The following is a 21,613-nucleotide window of genomic DNA, read 5'->3' as shown; positions in this document are numbered from 1 at the left end:
ATGGACGGTATTCAGCGGCGCGAAGGCGTTCGTGACCGAATCTAAATATCTGGTTCTCTTAGTGACTGAAGAGGCTTTTACCGGCTCTGGTCGGCTTTTGGCAAAGCTGTTACTCTCGGCGCGCTTTCGGTGCGTGGCCCGGTGGTAGGCCTGCACCCCCAACCATAAAAAAACGCATGAACGCGTGAGAATCCGCTGTTGCTAGAGGAGTGGGGCTCCATGATCGAAGATTTCTGGAAGGACAAGTACCCAGCCGGCATCGCGGCTGAGATCGATCCTGACGAATTTCCCAATATCCAGACAGTCCTCAAGCAATCCTGCCAGCGCTTCGCTGACAAACCTGCCTTCAGCAACCTCGGCAAGACCCTCACCTACGGCGAGCTGTACACGCTGTCCGGCGCCTTCGCCGCCTGGCTGCAGCAGCACACCGACTTGCAGCCCGGCGATCGCATCGCCGTGCAATTGCCCAACGTCCTGCAATACCCGGTGGCGGTCTTCGGCGCGCTGCGTGCGGGCCTGGTGGTGGTCAACACCAACCCGCTGTACACCGCGCGGGAAATGGAACACCAGTTCAAGGATTCCGGGGCCAAGGCCCTGGTCTGCCTGGCCAACATGGCCCACCTGGCAGAAAAAGTGGTGCCCAAGACCGACGTGCGCCACGTCATCGTCACCGAAGTCGCCGATCTGCTGCCGCCGCTCAAGCGTCTGTTGATCAACAGCGTCATCAAGTACGTGAAGAAGATGGTGCCGGCCTATCACCTGCCCAAGGCGATCCGCTTCAACGACGCCCTGGCCAAGGGTCAAGGCCAGCAGGTGGTCGAGGCCAACCCCGGCGCCAACGACGTTGCCGTGCTGCAATACACCGGCGGCACCACGGGTGTGGCCAAGGGCGCCATGCTGACCCACCGCAACCTGGTGGCGAACATGCTGCAGTGCCGTGCGCTGATGGGCGCCAACCTGCGCGAAGGCTGTGAAATCCTCATCACCCCGCTGCCGCTGTACCACATCTATGCCTTCACCTTCCATTGCATGGCGATGATGCTGATCGGCAACCATAACGTGCTGATCAGCAACCCGCGCGATCTGCCAGCCATGGTCAAGGAACTGCGCAAGTGGAAGTTCAGCGGCTTCGTGGGCCTGAACACCTTATTCGTCGCCCTGTGCAACAGTGAGAGCTTCCGCTCGCTGGACTTCTCTGCGCTGAAAATCACCCTGTCCGGCGGCATGGCCCTGCAACAGAGCGTGGCCGAGCGCTGGAAGGATGTCACCGGCTGCGCCATCTGCGAAGGCTATGGCATGACCGAGACCAGCCCGGTGGCGGCGGTCAATCCGGCCGAGGCCAATCAGGTCGGCACCATCGGTATTCCGGTGCCCTCGACCCTGTGCAAGATCATCGACGACAGCGGCGCCGAGCTGCCTTTGGGCGAAGTCGGCGAGCTGTGCGTGAAGGGCCCGCAGGTGATGAAAGGCTACTGGCAGCGCGACGATGCCACCGCCGAGATCCTCGACAGCGAAGGCTGGCTGAAGACCGGTGACATCGCCCTGATCCAGCCCGATGGCTACATGCGCATCGTCGACCGCAAGAAGGACATGATTCTGGTCTCGGGCTTCAACGTGTACCCCAACGAACTCGAAGACGTACTCGCCGGCCTGCCAGGTGTGGTGCAGTGCGCCGCCATCGGCATCCCCGACGAAAAGTCCGGCGAAGTGATCAAGGTGTTCCTGGTGGTCAAGCCCGGCATGACCCTGACCAAGGAGCAGGTCATGGAGCACATGCGCGCCAACCTCACCGGCTACAAGGTGGCGCGCCACATCGAGTTCCGCGATTCGCTGCCCACCACCAACGTCGGCAAGATCCTGCGCCGCGAGCTGCGCGACGAAGAGCTGAAAAAGCTCGGCGTGAACAAAAGCGCCTGATCGAGGCCGGGCTGGTGATGGGGCGTGGTGCCGTGAGGTGGTAGACTCACGGCCGCTTTCGCGGATGCCCCCGCGCCTATAGAGTCCACTGCCAAGCCCCATGACTGACCACGCCATCGACCGCCTGCTCCAGAACCTCGACCACGCCATGATCGCCGACCGCCACCGCTTGCGGCGGCAGTTGCACGACTTGCGCAAGCGCCCTGATGAAGCGCGCCTGGCGCAGTGGGTGGAGAAGGTTCAGGCCTCCTGCGCCCAGGTCGAGGCGCGTGAGCGTAGCGTGCCGCGTATCCACTACGACGACAGCCTGCCGATTGCGGCCAAGCGTGACGACATCAAGAAGGCCCTGGCCGAGCACCAGGTGCTGGTGATCGCCGGCGAAACCGGCTCGGGCAAGACCACCCAGTTGCCGAAGATCTGCCTGGAGCTGGGCCGCGGCCGCCATGGTCTGATCGCCCACACCCAACCGCGACGCATCGCGGCGCGCAGCGTGGCGGCGCGGGTTGCCGAAGAGGTCGGTACACCGCTGGGCGGGCTGGTCGGCTATCAGGTGCGCTTCGAAGACCAGAGCGATGCCAACACCCTGGTCAAGCTGATGACCGACGGCATCCTGCTGGCCGAAACCCAGCACGACCGCCTGCTCGAACGCTACGACACGATCATCGTCGACGAAGCCCACGAACGCAGCCTGAACATCGACTTTCTGCTTGGCTACCTCAAGACCCTGCTGCATCGGCGTCCTGAGCTCAAGCTGATCATCACCTCGGCGACCATCGACCTGGAGCGCTTCTCGAAGCATTTCGACGATGCACCGATCATCGAGGTGTCCGGGCGCACCTTCCCGGTCGAGACTTGGTACCGTCCGCTCACCAGCGAGCAGGATGAGGAAGGCAACGCCGTCGAGGACGACCTCACCGTCGACCAGGCGATTCTCGCCAGCCTCGATGAAATCGCGGCTCACGAGCGCAGCCAGGGCAAGGGCCCGGGCGATGTGCTGGTGTTCCTGCCCGGCGAGCGGGAAATCCGCGATGCCGCGGAAATGCTGCGCAAGGCGCAGTTGCGCCACACCGAAATCCTGCCGCTGTATGCACGGCTGTCGCCGGCCGAGCAGCAGCGCATCTTTCAATCCCACCCGGGGCGGCGTGTGGTGCTGGCGACCAACGTCGCGGAAACCTCGCTCACGGTGCCGGGCATTCGCTACGTGATCGACAGCGGCACCGCGCGCATCAGCCGCTACAGCTACCGCGCCAAAGTGCAGCGCCTGCCCATCGAAGCGGTGTCCCAGGCCAGCGCCAACCAGCGCAAGGGCCGCTGTGGCCGGGTCGAGCCGGGTATCTGCATCCGTCTGTACAGCGAGGAAGACTTCAACGGCCGGCCAGCCTTCACCGACCCGGAAATCCTGCGTACCAACCTGGCTGCGGTGATTCTGCAGATGCTCCATCTGCGCCTGGGCGCCATCGATGCCTTCCCGTTCATCGAGCCGCCGGATGGCAAGGCCATCAGTGACGGTTTCAACCTGCTGCAGGAGCTCTCGGCGGTCAACCGCGACAACCAGCTGACCCCGCTCGGGCGCCAGTTGGCGCGCCTGCCGATCGACCCGCGGCTGGGGCGCATGCTGCTCGAAGGCGCGCGCCAGGGCAGTTTGCAGGAAGTGCTGATCGTCGCCAGTGCGCTGTCGGTGCAAGACCCCCGTGAACGTCCGCCCGAGCGCCAGCAGGCCGCCGACCAGGCCCATGCGCAGTGGAAGGACGTCGATTCCGACTTCGCCGCGCTGGTGAACCTGTGGCGCGGCTTCGAAGAACAGCGCCAGGCGCTGACCGCCAACCCGCTGCGCACCTGGTGCCGCAAGCAGTTCCTCAATTACCTGCGCCTGCGCGAATGGCGCGACGCCCATCGCCAGCTGGCGCTGATCTGCCGCGACCTGCAACTGACGGTGAACAAGGAACCGGCAGATTTTCCGCGTATGCACAAGGCGATTCTCAGCGGCCTGCTCAGCCAGATCGGCCAGAAAACCGAGGACGGCGACTACCAGGGTGCGCGGCAGCGGCGCTTCTGGGTGCATCCATCGTCCGGTATCGGCCGCAAGCGCCCGCAGTGGATCATGGCCGCCGAACTGGTCGAGACCACCAAGCTCTACGCGCGCATGGTGGCGAAAATCGAGCCGGACTGGATCGAGCCGCTGGCCGGGCACCTGGTGAAGAAGAACCACTTCGAGCCGCACTGGGAGAAAAAACGCGGCCAGGTGGTGGCCTACGAGCAGGTCAGCCTCTATGGGCTGATCGTCATTGGCCGGCGGCCGGTGCATTTCGGGCCGATCGACCCGGTGGTGTCGCGCGAGCTGTTCATCCGCCACGGCCTGGTCGGCGGCGAGATTCAGTCGCGGGCCAAGTGCCTGGCGGCCAACAAGCGTCTGCTCGAGCAGCTCGACGAGCTGGAAGCCAAGGCGCGCCGGCGCGACATTCTCGCCGACGAAGAGACCCTCTACAGCTTCTACGAAGCGCGGTTGCCGCAAGAGATTCACCAGGCGGCCACCTTCGATGCCTGGTACCGCATGACCAGCCAGCAGCAGCCTGACCTGCTGATCATGCGCGAGGAAGACGTGCTCGCCCGTGAGGCCAGCGAAGTCACCGCTGCGCAGTACCCCGACAGCCTCAAGGTGGGCGAATTGCGTCTGCCGCTGAGCTATCACTTCGAGCCGAACCATCCGCGTGATGGCGTCACCGTGCGGGTGCCGGCGCCGCTGCTGCCGAGCCTGCCGGGCGAGCGCCTGGAGTGGCTGGTGCCGGGGCTGCTGGAGGCCAAGTGCGTGGCGTTGGTGCGCAACCTGCCCAAGGCGCTGCGCAAGAACTTCGTGCCGGTGCCCGATTTCGTCAAGGCCGCGCTGGCGCGGCTGAGTTTCGGCCAGGGCGCCTTGCCCCAGGCGTTGGGCCATGAGCTGCTGCGCATGACCGGAGCGCGGGTGCCGGACGAGGCCTGGGCCGAAGCGGTGACCCAGGTCGAAGGGCATTTGCGCATGAACATCGAGGTGGTCGACGGCAAGGGCAAGTTCCTCGGCGAAGGCCGCGACCTGGTCGAGCTGACCGCGCGTTTTGCCGCCGCCAGCCAGGCAGCCCTCGACCTGCCACGCAGCGACAAGACCGATCAGCCGGTGCAGGCCAAGGCGTTCGCCGAGGTGGCCCACACCACCCAGCAGAAGGTCGCCGGCTTGTCGTTGACGGTCTACCCAGCGCTGGTCGAGGAAAACGCCACGGTGCGCGAAGGGCGTTTCTCGACCCAGGCCGAGGCGCAGTTCCAGCATCGCCGCGCCTTGCAGCGTCTGCTGCTGCAACAGCTGGCAGAGCCTGCCAAGTTCCTGCGCGCCAAGCTGCCGGGGCTGACCGAACTGGGCCTGCTGTACCGCGAACTGGGACGGGTCGATGCGCTGGTCGAGGACATCCTTCTGGCCAGCCTCGACAGTTGCGTGCTGGACGGCGAAAGCAGCCTGCCACGCGATGGCGCGGCGCTGGCCTCGCTGGCCGAGCGCAAGCGCGGCAGTTGGGCCGAGCACGCCGAACGCCTGGCGCGGCAAACCCTCGAGGTGCTCAAGCTGTGGCATGGCCTGCAAAAGCGCTTCAAGGGCAAGATCGACCTGACCCAGGCAGTGGCGCTCAACGATATCCGTCAGCAACTGGGCAATCTGGTCTATCCAGGTTTCGTGCGCGATACGCCCGGGCAGTGGTTCAAGGAATTGCCGCGCTACCTCAAGGCCATCGAACTGCGCCTTGAGAAGCTCGGCGCGCAGGTGCAGAAAGACCGGGTCTGGAGCGGTGAGCTGAGCAACCTCTGGACGCAATACAAGACCCGCGCCGACAAGCACGCCCAGGAGGGCAAGCGCGACGAGCAACTGACGCTGTACCGTTGGTGGCTGGAGGAATACCGGGTGTCGTTGTTCGCCCAGCAGTTGGGCACCAAGGCGCCGATTTCCGACAAACGTTTGAGCAAACAGTGGAGCCAGGTGGAAGGTTGACCCTGGGGATTTGTGGCACACTGGCCGCCGTCTACGCTTGACCCAATACCCCTGGTTCGACCGGGGGCAGCACCTGTTCAATCTGGCACCAAGGTGCCAGCATTCAGTCCGTATTTTCGCCAGTGCCCGGCAGGTGCTGGCCCTAGAGCAGAGGAACGACCGTGCACAATGTCGTGATCAGCGGCACCGGCCTGTACACCCCGGCGCAGAGCATTTCCAACGAAGAGCTGGTGGAGTCGTACAACACCTGGGTGCGTCAGGCCAATGCCGCCCAGGCCGAGGCCATCGAGCGGGGCGAGGTCGAGGCGTTGCCCGAGTCCAACGCCGCGTTCATCGAAAAAGCCTCCGGCATCAAGAGCCGCTTCGTCATGGACAAGGCCGGCATCCTCGATCCGCAGCGGATGAAACCCAGCCTGCCCGAGCGCAGCAACGATGAGCCTTCGGTGTTGTGCGAAATGGCCGTGGCTGCCGCCCGCCAGGCGCTGGAACGCGCCGGGCGCAGCGCCGCCGATGTCGACGGGCTGATCGTCGCCTGCTCCAACCTGCAACGGCCGTATCCGGCCATCGCCATCGAAGTGCAGGCCGCGCTGGGCATCCAAGGCTTCGCTTTCGACATGAACGTCGCGTGTTCATCGGCCACCTTCGGCATCCAGACCGCCGCCAATAGCGTGCAGCTCGGCCAAGCCCGTGCGGTGCTGGTGGTCAACCCCGAGGTGTGCACCGGCCACCTCAACTTCCGCGACCGCGATAGCCACTTCATCTTCGGCGATGCCGCCACCGCAGTGCTCATCGAGCGCCAGGACCAGGCCACCTCGGCGCATCAGTTCGACATCGTCAGCACGCGCCTGTTGACGCAGTTTTCCAACAACATCCGCAACAACTTCGGCTTCCTCAACCGCGCAGCCGAAGACAGTGCAGCCAGTGCCGACAAGCTGTTCGTGCAGGAGGGTCGCAAGGTCTTCCGTGAAGTGTGCCCGATGGTTGCCGAGCTGATCGCCGGGCACCTCAGCGACAACGGCTTGCAGCCCAGCGATGTACAGCGCTTCTGGCTGCACCAGGCCAACCTCAGCATGAACCACCTGATCGTCAAGAAGCTGCTGGGGCGTGAAGTGAGCGAAAGCGAAGCGCCGGTGATTCTCGACCGTTACGCCAACACCAGTTCGGCCGGTTCGGTGATCGCCCTGCACCTGTACCAGGACGACCTGGCGCCGGGCGCAGTGGGGGTGTTGAGTTCGTTCGGGGCGGGGTATTCGATTGGCAGCGTGGTGCTGCGCAAGCGCTGACCACACGGCGGAGTCACCCGCCTGCAAACGAAAAAACGGGAAGCGCCGTATGCGATCGGCGCTTCCCGTTTTCGTTTGTCAGAACGTTTTGTGGCTTAGAACTTCGCTTCCAGATCGACCTGCAGGGTGTCGACGTCGGCGTTGCTGTTGGGCAGGTTGGAGTAGTCGGTCTTGGCCATCAGGTAGGCAGCGCCGAGCGAGAAGTTCTTGTCGATCTCGTAGCCGACCTTGAACTTGTGGCCGCGCGAGCCGGTGAAGCCGTTGCCGAAGTCCGAGTCGGTGAAGGCGCTGACCACACCGTTACGCTGCACGTCGCGGTAGTTGTAGTCCAGGCTCCAGGTGCCGATCTTGGTTTTCAGACCGGCCAGCCAGGCCTGGTCCATGCCGTCGGTGCTCTCGGTGTTCTTCACGTACTGGCCGTAGGCCGACAGCGGGATGGCGAAGCCGGTGAAGTCGACCTGGCCAAAGCCTTCCACCAGCTGGAACTCGTCGGTGGTGTTGCCCAGGGCGCGCAGTACGGCCGATGGCTTGTCGTTGTCGTAGCCGTACAGGCTGGCACCGACGGTGAACTTGAGCGCGTCGGTGGCGGCAAACTTGGTGCCCAACTGAGCGTGGTAGAGCTGCGCATCGTGCTTGAACTGCACGCCGTTGCCGTCGACGTTGTCCTTGAGCATGTAGTGGCCGATGCTGCCGAACACCTCGGCGCCGCCCAGGTCATGCTTGTAGGTGGCCGCTACACCTTCGGGGTTGATGTCGCTGTCCCAGATGATGTCGCCCATGCTCACCCAAGGCTGCTGCATCTTGCCGCCGATCAGGTGCAGGTTGGGGATGGCGGTCGGGTGCCAGTCGAGGTAGGCCAGGTCCACCCACAGCGATTTCTTCTCGAAGTAGTTGTCCAGGCTCTGGTTGGTCGAGCGCGCATCGGCGCTGCTGCCGGTGGCGATACGCACGCCGGCGTCGACCTGCGGGTTGATCTCGCTGTAGAAGCCGACACGGGCGCGAACGCGTTCGCGGTCCTGGTTGTTGCTGCGGCTGTTCGGGTCGTTGACGTTGACGTCTTCGTAGCGCAGACGCACATCACCCTTGATTTGGGTCTTGGCGGCCCAGGCCACTTTCTGTTCGAAGGAACTCATGCGCTCGGACTGAGCTTTCTGTGCGGCCTTTTCCTTGGTCTCGTTGGCCAGATCCGCTTGCAGCTCGCTGTACTGCGCCTGGTTGATCGAGCCGTTGGCTCGCAGCATTTCGAGCAGCTTGGCGTCGACGGCAGCACTGGCCGGAGTGCTCAGTGCCAGTACCATGCCGGTCAGGCTGACTCCGGTAAGTGTAGAAACAAGACGCATACAGTTCTCCCTGTTGGAAAAAGAGGGGAGGCTCGAACGCCCGCCCCTGAGTTGGCATGCCTTCGGAAACGCCCTGACTAGACAGGTTTCTCAGGTTCCGAAAAACAGGCGCAAGTATTGCGAGGGGGGGTGACAGATTCATGTCTGGTTGATGGCACTTCGTTTAAAACGCGTATCGAGGTTTGAGTGTGCGCGGCAACTTCCCTGATACTGCTTGCCTCTTCATGCCCGAGTAGCGCCCGTGATCAGCCTGCACAGCCTTGCCCACCTGCACGACCTGCCCGCAGCGACCTGGGATGCCCTGGTGCCGCCCGACCAGCCGTTTCTGCGCCACGCCTTTCTCAGCGCCATGGAAGACAGCGCCAGTGTCTGCCGCGCCACCGGCTGGGCCGCCGAGCACCTGGTGCTTGAGCGCGACGGGGACGTGCGGGCGCTGCTGCCGGCCTACCGCAAGTGGCATTCGTTCGGCGAGTACGTGTTCGATCACGGCTGGGCCGAGGCCTGTGAACGCGCCGGCATCGCCTATTACCCAAAGCTGCTCGGCGCTGTGCCGTTCAGCCCGGTCAGCGGCCCACGGCTGCTGGCGCATGACCAGGCCGATGCCCAGTTGCTGGTGCAGGCGCTACCCGAGTACCTGAACAAGGGGCAGTTGTCGGGCGCACACATCAACTTCACCGACCCAGGCCTCGATCAACTGCTGGCCACGCAGCCCGGCTGGCTGCAACGGCTGGGCTGCCAGTTCCACTGGCGCAACCGCGACTACCGCGACTTTCAGGATTTCCTCGACACCCTGACCTCGCGCAAGCGCAAACAACTGCGCAAGGAGCGCGAGCAGGTGGCGGGGCAGGGCATCGTTTTTACCCACCATCAGGGTGGCGAGCTGAGCGAGGCGCAGTGGGACTTCATCTACCGCTGCTACGCCAACACCTATGCAGTGCGGCGCCGCGCGCCGTACCTGACCCGCGCCTTCTTCAGCCTGATTGCCGAGCGCATGCCCGAGGCGATTCATGTGGTGATCGCCCGCCAGGGCAGTCGTGAGGTGGCCATGGCCTTGAGTCTGCTGGGCAGCGACAGCCTGTATGGACGTTACTGGGGCTGCCTGGACGAGTTCGACCGGCTGCATTTCGAAACCTGTTTCTACCAGGGCATGGAGTTCGCCATCGGCCAGGACCTGCGCCGCTTTGACGCCGGCGCCCAGGGCGAGCACAAGCTGATTCGCGGTTTCGAGCCGGTGCTCACGCACTCCTGGCACTACCTGCTGCACCCTGGTCTGCGCCAGGCGGTGGACGAGTTTCTGTGTGAAGAGCGCGTCGGCGTACAGGCCTACGCCGAGCAGGCGAAAACGCTGCTGCCGTATCGCTGTGAGTGAAGGACGCCGAGGGTTCATGGCTGGCTGCAACCACCAGCCATGAACCTCGGCAGGCATCAATCGATACCGACGAAACCACCGGTCTGGTGCTGCCACAGCCGGGCATACACGCCCTTGTGCGCCAGCAGCTCGGCATGGCTGCCCATCTCGACGATCTTGCCTTTGTCGAGCACCACCAGGCGGTCCATGCGCGCGATGGTCGACAGGCGGTGGGCGATGGCAATGACCGTCTTGCCTTGCATCAGCGTTTCCAGGCTCTCCTGAATCGCCGCTTCGACCTCCGAATCGAGCGCCGAGGTGGCTTCGTCCATGATCAGAATCGGCGCGTTCTTCAGCAGCACCCGGGCAATGGCGATGCGCTGACGCTGGCCGCCCGAGAGCTTGACCCCACGCTCACCGACATGGGCATCGAAGCCGGTGCGGCCTTGGGCATCGGACAGCTGCGGGATGAACTCGTCGGCGCGTGCCTGGCGCACCGCTTCACGCATCTCGGCCTCGCTGGCCTCGGGCCTGCCATACAGCAGGTTCTCGCGAATCGAGCGGTGCAGCAGCGAGGTGTCTTGGGTGATCATGCCGATCTGCGCGCGCAGGCTGGCCTGGTTGACGGTGGCGATGTCCTGATCGTCGATCAGAATCTGTCCGCCATGGATGTCGTACAGGCGCAGCAGCAGGTTGACCAGGGTCGACTTGCCAGCGCCGGACGGCCCGATCAGGCCGATCTTCTCGCCGGGGCGGATGTTCAGCTCCAGCCCCTGAATGACGTTGCTGGCCTTGCCGTAGTGGAAGTCGACGTGGTGGAAATGCACTGCGCCGCGGCTGACGTCGAGCGCCGGTGCGTTGGGTTGGTCGCGCACCGTGACCGGTTGGGCGATGGTCTGCAGGCCGTCCTGGACCATGCCGATGTTCTCGAAGATGCCGTTGACCACCCACATGATCCAGCCCGACATATTCACGATACGGATCACCAGGCCCGTGGCCAGGGCGATGGCGCCGACGCTGATCAGCGACTGCGTCCACAGCCACAGGGCAAGCCCGGTGGTGGTGACCACCAGCAGGCCGTTGAGGCTGGTGATGACCACATCCATGCTGGTGACCACGCGCGAGGCGAGCTGGGTCTTTTCGGTCTGCTCGCGGATCGCTTCGCGGGCGTATTGCTGCTCATGGTCGGTGTGGGCGAACAGCTTCAGGGTGGTGATGTTGGTGTAGCCGTCGACGATGCGCCCCATGAGCTTGGAGCGGGCATCGGAAGACACCACCGAGCGCGCCTTGACCCGCGGCACGTAGTAGCACAGCGCACCGATGTAGCCAACGATCCACACCAGCAGCGGCAGCATCAGGCGCCAGTCGGCCTCGGCGAACAGCACCAGTGAGGTGATGGCGTAGATCAGCACGTGCCACAGCGCATCGACCGCCTGCACCGCCGAGTCGCGCAGCGAGTTGCCGGTCTGCATGATGCGCTGGGCGATACGCCCGGCGAAATCGTTCTGGAAGAAGTTCAGGCTCTGGCGCAGTACGTAGGTGTGGTTCTGCCAGCGGATCAGGCTGGTCATGCCGGGGTTGATGGTCTGGTGCACCAGCAGGTCGTGCAGGCCGAAGAAGATCGGCCGCAACAGCAGCACCACCACCAGCATCCAGATCAGCTCACCGCTGTGCTGGCTGAAGAAATTGACGTTGGGCGTGCCCTGGGCCAGGTCGATGATGCGGCTGAGGAAGCTGAACATCGCCACTTCGATCAGCGAAGCGATCAGGCCGATCACCAGCAGCGCAGCGAAACTCGGCCATACCTGGCGCATGTAGTAGAGGTAGAAGGGCAGTACCTTGCCGGGCGGCGCTTCAGTCGGCGCCTCACGGAAGATGTCGATCAGTTGCTCGAAACGCCGGTACAGCATGGGGACGAACACTCCTGGCAAGACTCACGCGGGGTAGCGACTGCACCTCCCTGTGCAGCGAGACGATCAGTCGATGCGCTTGGCCGACTTGATCAGCACCGGATCGACCGGCACGTCACGCATACCTTTCTTGATGGTGGTGGGCGAGGCGACGATGCGGTCGACCACGTCCATGCCCTTGGTGACCTTGCCGAATACCGCGTAACCGGCGTCGCGACCCGGGTCGAGGAAGGCGTTGTCGGCGACGTTGATGAAGAACTGGCTGGTCGCAGAATCAGGGTTGGAGGTGCGCGCCATCGACAGCGTGCCGCGGGTGTTGAGCAGGCCGTTGCTGGCTTCGTTCTTGATCGGGTCTTTGGTGTCTTTCTGCACCATCTGCTCGGTGAAGCCGCCGCCCTGGACCATGAAGCCCGGAATCACCCGGTGGAACTGGGTGCCGTTGTAGAAACCGCTGTCGACGTAGGCGAGGAAGTTCTTGGTGCTCAGCGGCGCCTTGTCGGCATTGAGTTCGATTTCCACCGCGCCGAAGCTGGTGTCGAGCAGCACGTGCGGGGTCTTGTCGGAAGCCATGAGGTTGGCGGCGAAGGCCAGCGAGCAGGTGGCGAGGAGCAGTTTCTTCAGCATGGGTAAGCAGTCCTTGTGGAGTTGAGACCACCGGCGCAGGGCGCTGGCGGATCCTGTGGGGTCGAACGAGGCGTCTAGGGTGCCGCGATTCGTCGATCACCGCCAGTGCGACGCCTGTCCTGGCAGGGCTCACCAAGCTCCGACACTGTGTCGGGCAATGGTGTTCCGACACCGCGTGCGGATCACGCCTGGGCGGGGGCGGCGAAGGGCACGTCGAGCGGCGCGGTGTCGAAATTGCGCAGCAGGTCGATGAGGATCTGCGTGGCCGGGCCGAGGGTCTTTTCCTTGCTGGCGTAGAGGTAGAACAGCGGGTGACGACGGCCGCCCTGTTCCAGCGGCAGCGGTTTGAGCACGCCTTCGCGCAGCTCGCGCTCGATCAGATGGCGCGGCAGCCAGGCAAACCCCAGGCCGCTGCTGACGAACGTTGCTGCAGTGCCCAGGCTGCCCACCGTCCAGCGCTGCTCGGCGCCGAGCCAGCCGACATCCCGCGGCTGCGCCCGGCCCGAGTCGCGGATCACCACCTGCAACTGGCTTTCCAGGTCCTGGAAGGTCAGTTGCCGGCCGCTGCGGTGCAGGCTGTGTTCGGGGTGGGCGACGGCGACGAACTCCACCGCGCTCAGCTCGCTGCCCAGGTAGCCGCCGATGCTGTAGCTGCTGATGGCAAGATCCGCGACGCCTTCGAGCAACACTTCCTCGACCCCCGACAGCACTTCCTCGCGCAGCCGCACCCGGCAACCGCGGCTTTGTGGCATGAACGCGCTGAGGGCGCGCACCAGCCGCGCATTGGGGTAGGCGGCATCGACCACCAGCCGCACCTCGGCTTCCCAGCCCTGTTCCATGTGATGGGCGAGGTCTTCCAGCTGACTGGCCTGCTTGACCAGATGCCGCGAGCGCCGCAGCAGCACATCGCCGGCTTCGGTGAGCACCGCCTTGCGCCCGTCGATGCGCAGCAGCGGCACGCCCAGTTGTTCCTGCATGCGTCCGACCGTATAGCTCACCGAGGATTGCGAGCGGTGCAGGGCTTCGGCGGCCTGGGCGAAGCCGCCGTGGTCGACCACCGCCTGCAGGGTTCGCCATTGATCGAGGGTGACGCGGGGCGCTTTCATGGGGGCTTCCTGTTGTCCTAAGCTACGCCCCTACAAGGAGCGCGTCTGATGAAGAGCTATTGCCTGATGCTGTTGTGCAGCCTGCCGATGCTGGCGCAGGCCTATCCCATCGAAGTGGAAAAAAACCTGGATGGGGTCAAGGTCGACTTCACGGCCTACGACCCGGCGCCCGATCTCGGCGCCGTGACCCTGAACAACTACGGTGAGCAATCAGCAGCCTGCAAGGTCACCTTGCGCAATGGCCCGGAAGCGCCGCGGGTGCGGCGGGTCAATCTGGCGCCAGGCGAGCGCGCGAGCGTGACCGCGCGTTTCAACCGCGAGGTGCTGAAACTGCGGATCAGCGTAGCCTGTACGCATCAATAAGCGAATAATTCGATAGATTGAACCCAGTTTTTACGCTTTTTTATCGATAGGTCAACCTTTAGTCTCATCTCCATCGCAGCACACATTTCGCCGATGGAGGCCTTCATGTCCCGTGTATTGATCATCGAGAGCAGCGCCCGCCAGCAAGATTCCGTGTCGCGTCAACTGACCCGCGAATTCGTCGAGCAATGGCAGGCCAGTCACCCCGACGATCAGATCACCCTGCGCGACCTGGCCGTGAACCCAGTGCCGCATCTGGACGCCGACCTGCTCGGCGGCTGGATGAAACCCGAGGCGCAGCGCTCGACAGCCGAGGCCCAGGCGCTGGAGCGCTCCAACCTGCTGACCGATGAACTGCTGGCCGCTGATGTGCTGGTGCTGGCCGCACCGATGTACAACTTCACCATTCCCAGCACGCTCAAGGCCTGGCTCGACCACGTGCTGCGCGCCGGCATCACCTTCAAGTACACCCCGACCGGCCCGCAAGGCCTGCTCACCGGCAAGCGCGCCATCGTGCTCACGGCCCGTGGCGGTATCCATGCCGGTGCGGTCAGCGATCACCAGGAACCCTACCTGCGTCAGGCCATGGCCTTCATCGGCATTCATGAAGTCGACTTCATCCACGCCGAAGGCCTGAACATGAGCGGCGACTTCCACGACCAGGGCATCGCCCACGCCAAGGCGCGGATCGCTGCGGTGGCCTGAGCAACCCCTTATTCCCAAACCTGACACCCTGTTTTGCTCCTTTGGGTGTACCTGCCCGGCCAGCGATGGTCGGGCGTTTTTTTGCCTGTTGGACGGGCGCGGTGCAACCCGTTAAGGTCGCCGCCTTGATTGAGACGAGGGCGTCATGGGCTACCTGATAATCGTTGCGCTGATCCAGGCGTTTTCCTTCAACCTGATCGGCCAATACCTGGCCGGGCAGGTCGACAGCTACTTCGCCGTGCTGGCGCGGGTGGTGCTCGCCGCAGCGGTGTTCCTGCCACTGACCCGCTGGCGCCAGGTCGAACCGCGCTTCATGCGCTCGATGCTGCTGATCGGCGCATTGCAGTACGGCATCACCTATGTGTGCCTGTACCTGAGTTTCCGCGTGCTGACGGTGCCGGAGGTGCTGCTGTTCACCGTGCTCACCCCGCTGCACGTGACCCTGATCGAAGACGCCCTGAACCGCCGCTTCAACCCTTGGGCACTGCTGGCGGCACTGGTGGCGGTGGCTGGCGCGGCGGTGATTCGTTTCGACAGCATCAGTGGCGATTTCTTCATCGGCTTCCTGCTGCTGCAACTGGCCAACTTCACCTACGCCGCCGGCCAGGTGCTGTACCGCCACCTGGTCGCACGCCACCCCAGCGACCTGCCGCATTACCGCCGCTTTGGCTATTTCTATCTGGGGGCCTTGCTGATCGCCTTGCCGGGCTTTGTGCTGTTCGGCAACGCCGAGCACCTGCCTAGCACCGGTACCCAGTGGCTGGTGCTGGCCTTCCTCGGCCTGGTGCCGACGGCGCTGGGGCTGTACTGGTGGAACAAGGGCGCCTGCCTGGTGCCTGGCGCCACCCTGGCGGTGATGAACAACCTGCATGTGCCGGTGGGCCTGGTGCTCAACCTGCTGATCTGGAACCAGAACGCCCCGCTGGGCCGCTTGCTGCTGGGCGGCGCGGTGATTCTGGCGTCGGTGTGGATGAGTCGGTTGGGGCAAAGGGCGGGGGATGTGAGGACGGGCTAGCGGTCTGCCAGACCGGTACATTTGGGGAAGGGCATGCCGAGTTCTGATCGTGTCCCGAGAAGTAGTGTAACTGAACCATTTCTCGGGAAGCGATCAATGCTTTGCCTGCGCACGCAGTTCTAGTCCAGCTGAAGCTTCATGGTCAAGGACTGATATCGCCGAGCTGCACATCACTTTGCCTTTGCGTCAGGCATTTACCTTGAGACTGCTGAGCTACACAGGAGCTGCGAAAAAAGTGGGGAATCGCACGCGTTGGCAGCGGCACCACACGGGTGAAGAGATTCTGGAACGCATCAGATCGAGCTTGTATGCGTTTGGTGAGGTTGAAGGCCAAGGCGATAGGGGTATTTCCTTCGCCTTGTTACCTGCCCAACCCGCAGGCCCAGGGCCTCAGTTCGGCATGATCTGCTTCTTGCCATTCACAAAAATATAGGTGTCCGGTTCCCACTCAAACTGCAGTTTCGCTGCGTTCGACGAGGCGAGCTTGGTGTCTGAATCTTTGAATTGGTTGAAGTCCATAGTGCCTTGGTAGAGGTAGTTCTGCCCTGCATCGATCTGAACGTCATCAGCCAGCCGGATGCGTTTGATGATATCGCCGAACATGTCTTTGAGCACAACGGTACCTTTCACACCCGCTAGGGCCTCAGATGTGTTGTTCTTGAAGGCCAAACTGATGGTGAAGTAATCCGAGTACTTGCGTTGCTCGTAATCCTTGGGATTGAGCTTGAGCTCAACCAAAGAAACAGTGAGGGTGGCGTTCATTTCCTTGAGCGCTGCCAATTGCTGCTGCTCGACCTGTTCCGTCAGTAGTCGCTGTTTTTCTTGCTCAGCTGCTTTCTCGTCCAGCCAGGCCTGCTGAGACTTCAGAGCGTCATCGATCGTCATCTCGCTCACGGCTTTATTGCCGCCGAACGCACTTGCTAGCGCGAGGCGTGTTGCGTATCCAATAAAGAGCTTCTTCTCGCCATCGGAAAGCTTGGACAGAGCATCCTTGAGACCCTGGTCTTCCGACCATTCGGCCATGTTAGCAGGAAGTTTCGCCTGCTTCGGATCGCTGCAACCAGCAATCAACAAACCCACCATCAAAATGGCAGCCACTTTAGCGCGCATCATATTCCCTTATGTCTATGTCGGTGGCAAACGCGAGATCTGCGGCCCTGTTTAAACTGAGGCCGCTCTGTCGGCGACACGCGTCCACACGCGATCAAACCGAATGAGTGGCCTTTAAGCGTGATGCTTATACGATAATGGCTCAGGGCTATCAAGGGCCTTGGAGCGCAGTTCAACGGCGCAAGCCCACTTCAATAAGGTACGGTAGGCGAGTTGCTCGTGATTGCCTGCGCACTAGGCCCATCGAGGCAGCAGAGAACGGCTAAGAGTGCTGTATCGGGCGCATTGAGGCCGCTTTGCGGCCCCTAGCACTTAAACCGCAGCGCGGCCGGTCCACTGCCGCAGAGACCGCGTGGTGCCCAATCAGCGCGCTGCCCAGGCGTTGAACCGCTCTTCCAGCTCTTCACCATGGTCAACCCAGAACTCGGCATCCACCAGCTGTGCCTGGGCCAGGTTGGCCGGGGCGGTAGGCAGTTGTTGCTGGACCTCCTGGGGCAGTTGCGCCAGGGCGTCCTGGCGGATCGGGCCGTAGGGGATCTGGGTCGAGAAGGTTTTCTGCGCATCGGCCTGGCTGGCGAAGCGGATGAAGTCTTCGGCCAGGGCCTTGTTCTTGCTGCCGCGCACGATGGCCCAGTGGTCCGGGTCATACAGGCTGCCGGGCCAGACGATATTGAGCGACGAACCTTCCTGCTGCGCCGAGGCGATACGCCCGTTGTAGGCCGCCGACATCACCACATCGCCGGCCACCAGCCACTGCGCCGGCTGGGCGCCTGCTTCCCACCACTGGATGCTGGACTTGATCTGATCGAGCTTCTTGAACGCCCGTTCTACCCCCTCGGGGGTGGCCAGCACGCGGTACAGGTCTTCGCGCTTCACGCCGTCGGCGAGCAGGGCGAATTCCAGCGTGTATTTGGCGCCTTTGCGCAGGCCGCGCTTGCCGGGGAAGCGCTGGGTGTCCCAGAAATCGGCCCAGGAGGCGGGGCCGGTGGCGAGTTTTTTCGGGTTGTAGGCCAGCACCATCGACCACACGTAGCTGGCCACCCCGCATTCACTGACGGTGCCGGGCAGGTAGCCCGACTGCGCGCCGATGATGTTGGCGTCGAGCTTCTCGAACAGCCCCGATTCACAGCCACGGATCAGCTCCGGGCTTTCCACCTCGACCACATCCCACGACACATGGCCGACGTCGACCATGGCCTTGATCTTCGACAGCTCGCCGTTGTATTCGCCGGCCACCACGCGCCCGGCACCGCTTTGTTCGAACGGCTGGAAATAGGCCTTCTGCTGCGCCGCCTTGGTGGCACCGCCGAAGGAGATCACCGTGAGGCTGGAGGAGGCGGCGCTGAACGCCGGAAAGCTGATGGCCGAGAGCAAGGCAAGGCTGAGCGACACGTTACGAGTACGCATGGAAACTCCCTCATTACTTTATGGTTGTAGGATCGAGAGGCAGTAAGGGGTGAATGCTCTGGCGCCGTGCGGCGTGGGCGGCGGCGCTGTTGTTGTTATGGCTCGATGGTGCGCCACTGTGGCGGCGAGGAAAACGATTAAAAATATGCTTCGGGGTTATGAAAAAGCTCGCCAAGCCAGGCGGCCAGGTGCGGTATGGTGGAGCACCATTTCCCCGGCTCGGCGTGTGCCGGCCCGTTCACCGCGAGGGGCGTCCGTGGCTTCCTACACCCTGCGACAGTTGCGCTACTTCGTCACCACCGTCGAGGCCGGCAGCGTCGCCGAAGCCTCGCGCCAGCTGTACATCGCCCAGCCGTCGATTTCCACGGCGATCAAGAACCTGGAAGGCAGCTTCGGCGTGCAGCTGTTCATCCGCCACCATGCCCAGGGCGTATCGCTGACCCCAAGCGGCAAACGCTTCTACCACAAGGCCCAGGAACTGCTGCGCATCGCCCATGAGTTCGAACAGAACGCTCTGGCCGACAACGCCGTGATGACCGGGCAGATCGACATCGGCTGCTTCGAAACCGTGGCGCCGCTGTACCTGCCGCAGTTGATCGCAGGCTTCAGCGCGCGGTACCCCGGGGTCAACATCCGCCTGCGCGACGGTGACCAGCAAGAGCTGGTGCAGGGCCTGACCGCCGGGACCTTCGATGTGGCGTTTCTCTACGACCACGAGCTGGACAACACCATCGAAACCGAGCCGCTGATGCCGGCGCAAAAGCCCTACGTGCTGCTGCCGGCCGGGCACCGCTTCGCCAGTCAGGCCAGGGTGTCGCTGCGCGACCTGGTGCACGAGCCGATGATCCTGCTCGACGTGCTGCCCAGCCGCGCCTATTTCGTCAGCCTGTTCCACGAACTGGGCCTGACCCCGAACATCGTCTTCGGCTCGCCGTCCATCGAGATGGTGCGCGGTATGGTCGGCCAGGGCTTTGGTTTTTCGCTGCTGGTGACGCGGCCGTTCTCCACCCACAGCTACGATGGGCAGAAGCTGGCCACCGTGGAACTGGCCGAGGCGGTGACGCCCTCGGGGCTGGTCAGTGCGCGCCTGCGCAAGAGCCAACTGACCAAGCCGGTGCAGGTGTTCGTCGACTTCTGCCGCGAACGCCTGACCGCGCTCAGTCAGTCGGGGCAGGGCAGCGCCTAGCTCGGCTCGGCCTGCAGGTAATCGGCCAGGCGCGCAAGCATCGCGTCGCAGCCGTCCAGCTGATCGAGGCTGACGAACTCGTCCGGCTTGTGCCCCTGGTCCATGCTGCCCGGCCCGCACACCACGGTGGCGATGCCGGCGGCATCGAACAGCCCGCCCTCGGTGCCGAAGGCCACGGTGGTGAAGGCGTCCGAGCCACACAGGCGCGCCAGCCACTGCGCCGCCTCGCTGTCGGCGGCGGTGGCCAGGCCTGGGTAGGCGGAGAGTGGCTGTAGCTCGATGTCACTGGCGGCGCTGACCGCGCGCATGCGTGGCAGCACTTCACGTTCGGCGTAGGCGTGCAGTTCATCGACCACGCTCTGCGGATCGAAGCCGGGCAGGGTCCGCACCTCGAAATCGAAGGTGCATTCGGCAGGCACGATGTTCAGCGCCCGCCCGCCGTGAATCAGCCCGGTCTGCACGGTGGAGAACGGCGGCTCGAAGCGCGTGTCGTGCAGCGCAGGTTCGGCCAGGCGCTGGCCAATTTCGCCCAGTTGGTTGATCAGCCGCGCAGCGTATTCGATGGCATTGACCCCCTGCGGCGCATACGCCGAATGACAGGCCGCGCCACTGACCTGGCAGCGCATCGCCAGCTTGCCCTTGTGCCCCAGCACCGGTTTGAGCTCGGTCGGCTCGCCGATCAGGCACAGCCGCGGTGGGTTGGGGCGCTGACGCAGGGCGTCGAGCATGGGCCGCACGCCCAGGCAACCGACCTCTTCATCGTAGGAAAAGGCCAGGTGCACCGGCTGGCGCAGCGGTTTGCTCAATAGCCGTGGCACCGCCGCCAGCACGCAGGCGATGAAGCCTTTCATGTCCGCCGTGCCTCGCCCATACAAACGCCCGTCGGCTTCGCTCAGGCAGAACGGCTCGACCGTCCAGGTCTGGCCGTCCACCGGTACCACATCGGTGTGGCCCGACAACACGATGCCGCCGCCGCTGTCATTGCCCAGGGTGGCGAACAGACTGGCCTTGCTGCGCGCCTCGTTGTACAGCAGCTCGGCCTGTACGCCGTAGCCGGCCAGGTACTGGGCGATGAAGTCGATCAAGGCCAGGTTGGAGTCGCGGCTGACCGTGGCAAAGCCGACCAGCGCGGCCAGCAGGTCGCGGCTGCGCGGCTCATTCATCGCCCGGTACTCCATACGTGGGCGCGGCGGTGGGGTCAAGGGCGCGGGTGATGTAGTCCTGCATCTGCGGCTGGTAGGCCTGCCACAGCGTGCCGAGCTGGCCGATGGGGTCGTGCTCGGCCCAGTCCACGCGCAGGTCGACGATCGGCCAGATCAACTCGTCGACCACCTTCAGCGCCGCCGAATGCACCGGCCCGGCTTCGCCGCCTGCGGCCATCGCTGCCTGCAGGGCGGCGAGCAGGCGCTCGGCCAGTTGCCCGGGCGCCTGTTCGAAGGCGGCGGTCATGGCCTCGATCACCTCGGTGCCGGCCAGCAGGTTGCCCGCCGCCACGCAGCCGTTGCCGGCCACGGCGTGGTGCACGCCCAGCGCCTGGTCACCGCTGAACAGCGCCACCCGGCCCTGGTCGTCGATCACCGTCACTTGCCGGTACTGGCTCCAGCCGTTGGCCTGTAGCGCCTGCTCAAGCGCCGTTTGCGGGTCGAGTTGGCCCTGTTCGAGCAGGTCGAGAATCTGCGGCCCGAGCGCCGGCAGGGTGACGTTCTGCGCCGCCACCGCGCCGACCCCTGCACGCAGCCACGGGCAGCGCGCGCCGACGGCGATGCTCGATGAGCTGATCGCCACCCCCAGTTGCCCGGTTTCGGCGCAGCGGCCGATGATGGAGAAGGTCATGGGTGCGCCTCACGTTGTTCAAGCCACTCTTCGGGAATCACCGCGATCACGTCGATTTCCATCAGCCACTGCGGCTGGCCCAAGGCCGACACCACCAGCCCGGTGGAAATCGGAAACACCCCCCGCAGCCACTTGCCGACCACCTGATACACCGGCTCGCGGTAGCGCGGGTCGATCAGGTAGGTGGTGGTCTTGACGATGTGCGACAGGTCGCTGCCGGCTTCTTCCAGCAGTTGCTTGACGTTCTTCATGGCCTGTTCGGCCTGGGCCGCGGCATCACCGAGGCCGACCAGGTTGCCGTCGAAATCGGTGCCGACCTGGCCGCGCACGTACACGGTATTACCGGCGCGCACCGCCTGGCACAGGTCGTTGTCCAGCGACTGGTTGGGGTAGGTGGTTTTGGTGTTGAACATGCGAATACGGGTGTGCGTGGGCATCGGAAATTCCTTCAAGGCAAAGG

Annotated in this window: 17 protein-coding genes; 8 read left to right on the top strand and 9 right to left on the bottom strand. The window is 64.0% G+C overall.

Features of this window, described 5'->3' with window-relative positions; translation table 11 throughout:
• Positions 1-219 precede the first annotated feature (219 nt).
• From fadD1 to LK03_RS00315, 3 genes are all read left to right on the top strand, one after another.
• Positions 220-1,917: a long-chain-fatty-acid--CoA ligase FadD1 gene (gene fadD1 / locus LK03_RS00325; protein ID WP_038410581.1), complete on the top strand. Its 1,698-nt coding sequence runs from the start codon at positions 220-222 to the stop codon at positions 1,915-1,917.
• A gap of 100 nt (positions 1,918-2,017) precedes the next feature.
• Complete coding sequence (gene hrpA / locus LK03_RS00320; RefSeq protein ID WP_038410580.1) at positions 2,018-5,923, top strand: ATP-dependent RNA helicase HrpA; 3,906 nt, start codon at positions 2,018-2,020, stop codon at positions 5,921-5,923.
• Positions 5,924-6,084: 161 nt separating this feature from the next.
• Positions 6,085-7,206, top strand: coding sequence for a beta-ketoacyl-ACP synthase III (locus LK03_RS00315; RefSeq protein WP_038410579.1), 1,122 nt, complete (start codon positions 6,085-6,087; stop codon positions 7,204-7,206).
• A gap of 95 nt (positions 7,207-7,301) precedes the next feature.
• Here the strand turns inward: LK03_RS00315 and LK03_RS00310 are convergent, their stop codons facing one another.
• Positions 7,302-8,546, bottom strand: a complete 1,245-nt coding sequence (locus tag LK03_RS00310) for a putative porin (RefSeq protein WP_028694727.1) — start codon at positions 8,544-8,546, stop codon at positions 7,302-7,304.
• A gap of 241 nt (positions 8,547-8,787) precedes the next feature.
• On the opposite strand from LK03_RS00310, the gene LK03_RS00305 reads away from it, so the two are divergent.
• Positions 8,788-9,915, top strand: a complete 1,128-nt coding sequence (locus LK03_RS00305; RefSeq protein WP_038410578.1) for a GNAT family N-acetyltransferase — start codon at positions 8,788-8,790, stop codon at positions 9,913-9,915.
• A 56-nt stretch (positions 9,916-9,971) separates the two neighbouring features.
• Here LK03_RS00305 and LK03_RS00300 read toward each other — a convergent pair whose 3' ends face one another.
• From LK03_RS00300 to LK03_RS00290, 3 genes are all read right to left on the bottom strand, one after another.
• On the bottom strand, positions 9,972-11,804 hold the full coding sequence (locus LK03_RS00300) for an ABC transporter ATP-binding protein (RefSeq protein ID WP_038410577.1): 1,833 nt from the start codon (positions 11,802-11,804) through the stop codon (positions 9,972-9,974).
• 66 nt (positions 11,805-11,870) lie between these two features.
• A complete protein-coding gene (locus LK03_RS00295; protein WP_038410576.1) occupies positions 11,871-12,428 on the bottom strand; it encodes a peptidylprolyl isomerase in 558 nt (185 codons plus the stop codon).
• Positions 12,429-12,610: 182 nt separating this feature from the next.
• On the bottom strand, positions 12,611-13,534 hold the full coding sequence (locus tag LK03_RS00290; protein ID WP_038410575.1) for a LysR family transcriptional regulator: 924 nt from the start codon (positions 13,532-13,534) through the stop codon (positions 12,611-12,613).
• A 48-nt stretch (positions 13,535-13,582) separates the two neighbouring features.
• Here LK03_RS00290 and LK03_RS00285 point away from each other — a divergent pair, with 48 nt between their 5' ends.
• From LK03_RS00285 to LK03_RS00275, 3 genes are all read left to right on the top strand, one after another.
• Positions 13,583-13,897 carry a hypothetical protein gene (locus LK03_RS00285; RefSeq protein ID WP_038410574.1) on the top strand — a complete coding sequence of 105 codons (315 nt, stop codon included), beginning with the start codon at positions 13,583-13,585 and terminating at the stop codon, positions 13,895-13,897.
• 105 nt (positions 13,898-14,002) lie between these two features.
• Positions 14,003-14,602: an FMN-dependent NADH-azoreductase gene (locus tag LK03_RS00280; RefSeq protein WP_038410573.1), complete on the top strand. Its 600-nt coding sequence runs from the start codon at positions 14,003-14,005 to the stop codon at positions 14,600-14,602.
• A 145-nt stretch (positions 14,603-14,747) separates the two neighbouring features.
• A complete protein-coding gene (locus tag LK03_RS00275; RefSeq protein ID WP_038410572.1) occupies positions 14,748-15,617 on the top strand; it encodes a carboxylate/amino acid/amine transporter in 870 nt (289 codons plus the stop codon).
• 390 nt (positions 15,618-16,007) lie between these two features.
• Here LK03_RS00275 and LK03_RS00270 read toward each other — a convergent pair whose 3' ends face one another.
• Together LK03_RS00270 and LK03_RS00265 are read right to left on the bottom strand one after the other, a co-directional pair.
• On the bottom strand, positions 16,008-16,727 hold the full coding sequence (locus LK03_RS00270) for a hypothetical protein (RefSeq protein WP_038414535.1): 720 nt from the start codon (positions 16,725-16,727) through the stop codon (positions 16,008-16,010).
• A gap of 363 nt (positions 16,728-17,090) precedes the next feature.
• The gene (locus tag LK03_RS00265; protein ID WP_038410571.1) at positions 17,091-18,134 is read right to left on the bottom strand and encodes an ABC transporter substrate-binding protein; all 1,044 of its coding nucleotides are present in this window, start codon (positions 18,132-18,134) and stop codon (positions 17,091-17,093) included.
• Between the two features lie 256 nt (positions 18,135-18,390).
• Between LK03_RS00265 and LK03_RS00260 the strand changes: the two genes are divergently transcribed.
• Entirely contained in the window at positions 18,391-19,320 is a 930-nt protein-coding gene (locus tag LK03_RS00260) for a LysR substrate-binding domain-containing protein (protein WP_038410570.1), read from the top strand.
• Here the strand turns inward: LK03_RS00260 and argE are convergent.
• From argE to LK03_RS00245, 3 genes are read right to left on the bottom strand one after another with little or no spacing between them, the layout of a single operon-like run.
• On the bottom strand, positions 19,317-20,483 hold the full coding sequence (gene argE, locus LK03_RS00255) for an acetylornithine deacetylase (protein ID WP_038410569.1): 1,167 nt from the start codon (positions 20,481-20,483) through the stop codon (positions 19,317-19,319). The two genes, LK03_RS00260 and argE, sit on opposite strands and share 4 nt — an antisense overlap.
• Entirely contained in the window at positions 20,476-21,153 is a 678-nt protein-coding gene (locus LK03_RS00250) for a DUF1028 domain-containing protein (protein ID WP_038410568.1), read from the bottom strand. Before LK03_RS00250 ends, argE begins: the two co-directional genes overlap by 8 nt.
• Positions 21,150-21,590, bottom strand: a complete 441-nt coding sequence (locus LK03_RS00245) for a RidA family protein (RefSeq protein WP_038410567.1) — start codon at positions 21,588-21,590, stop codon at positions 21,150-21,152. The genes LK03_RS00250 and LK03_RS00245 overlap by 4 nt, the downstream gene beginning before the upstream one ends.
• Positions 21,591-21,613: the final 23 nt, after the last annotated feature.

Origin of the sequence: Pseudomonas cremoricolorata (assembly GCF_000759535.1) — a bacterium.
GTDB classification, from domain to species: Bacteria; Pseudomonadota; Gammaproteobacteria; order Pseudomonadales; family Pseudomonadaceae; genus Aquipseudomonas; species Aquipseudomonas cremoricolorata_A.
This window is presented reverse-complemented; position numbering and strand designations above follow the sequence as displayed.

Coding starts and splice junctions, on each gene's coding strand:
- LK03_RS00280 (WP_038410573.1), top strand. CDS start 14,003: ATGTCCCGTGTATTGATCATCGAGAGCAGCGCCCGCCAGCAAGATTCC.
- hrpA (WP_038410580.1), top strand. CDS start 2,018: ATGACTGACCACGCCATCGACCGCCTGCTCCAGAACCTCGACCACGCC.
- LK03_RS00265 (WP_038410571.1), bottom strand. CDS start 18,134: ATGCGTACTCGTAACGTGTCGCTCAGCCTTGCCTTGCTCTCGGCCATC.
- LK03_RS00270 (WP_038414535.1), bottom strand. CDS start 16,727: ATGCGCGCTAAAGTGGCTGCCATTTTGATGGTGGGTTTGTTGATTGCT.
- LK03_RS00250 (WP_038410568.1), bottom strand. CDS start 21,153: ATGACCTTCTCCATCATCGGCCGCTGCGCCGAAACCGGGCAACTGGGG.
- LK03_RS00275 (WP_038410572.1), top strand. CDS start 14,748: ATGGGCTACCTGATAATCGTTGCGCTGATCCAGGCGTTTTCCTTCAAC.
- LK03_RS00290 (WP_038410575.1), bottom strand. CDS start 13,534: ATGAAAGCGCCCCGCGTCACCCTCGATCAATGGCGAACCCTGCAGGCG.
- LK03_RS00310 (WP_028694727.1), bottom strand. CDS start 8,546: ATGCGTCTTGTTTCTACACTTACCGGAGTCAGCCTGACCGGCATGGTA.
- LK03_RS00245 (WP_038410567.1), bottom strand. CDS start 21,590: ATGCCCACGCACACCCGTATTCGCATGTTCAACACCAAAACCACCTAC.
- LK03_RS00295 (WP_038410576.1), bottom strand. CDS start 12,428: ATGCTGAAGAAACTGCTCCTCGCCACCTGCTCGCTGGCCTTCGCCGCC.
- LK03_RS00300 (WP_038410577.1), bottom strand. CDS start 11,804: ATGCTGTACCGGCGTTTCGAGCAACTGATCGACATCTTCCGTGAGGCG.
- argE (WP_038410569.1), bottom strand. CDS start 20,483: ATGAATGAGCCGCGCAGCCGCGACCTGCTGGCCGCGCTGGTCGGCTTT.
- LK03_RS00285 (WP_038410574.1), top strand. CDS start 13,583: ATGAAGAGCTATTGCCTGATGCTGTTGTGCAGCCTGCCGATGCTGGCG.
- fadD1 (WP_038410581.1), top strand. CDS start 220: ATGATCGAAGATTTCTGGAAGGACAAGTACCCAGCCGGCATCGCGGCT.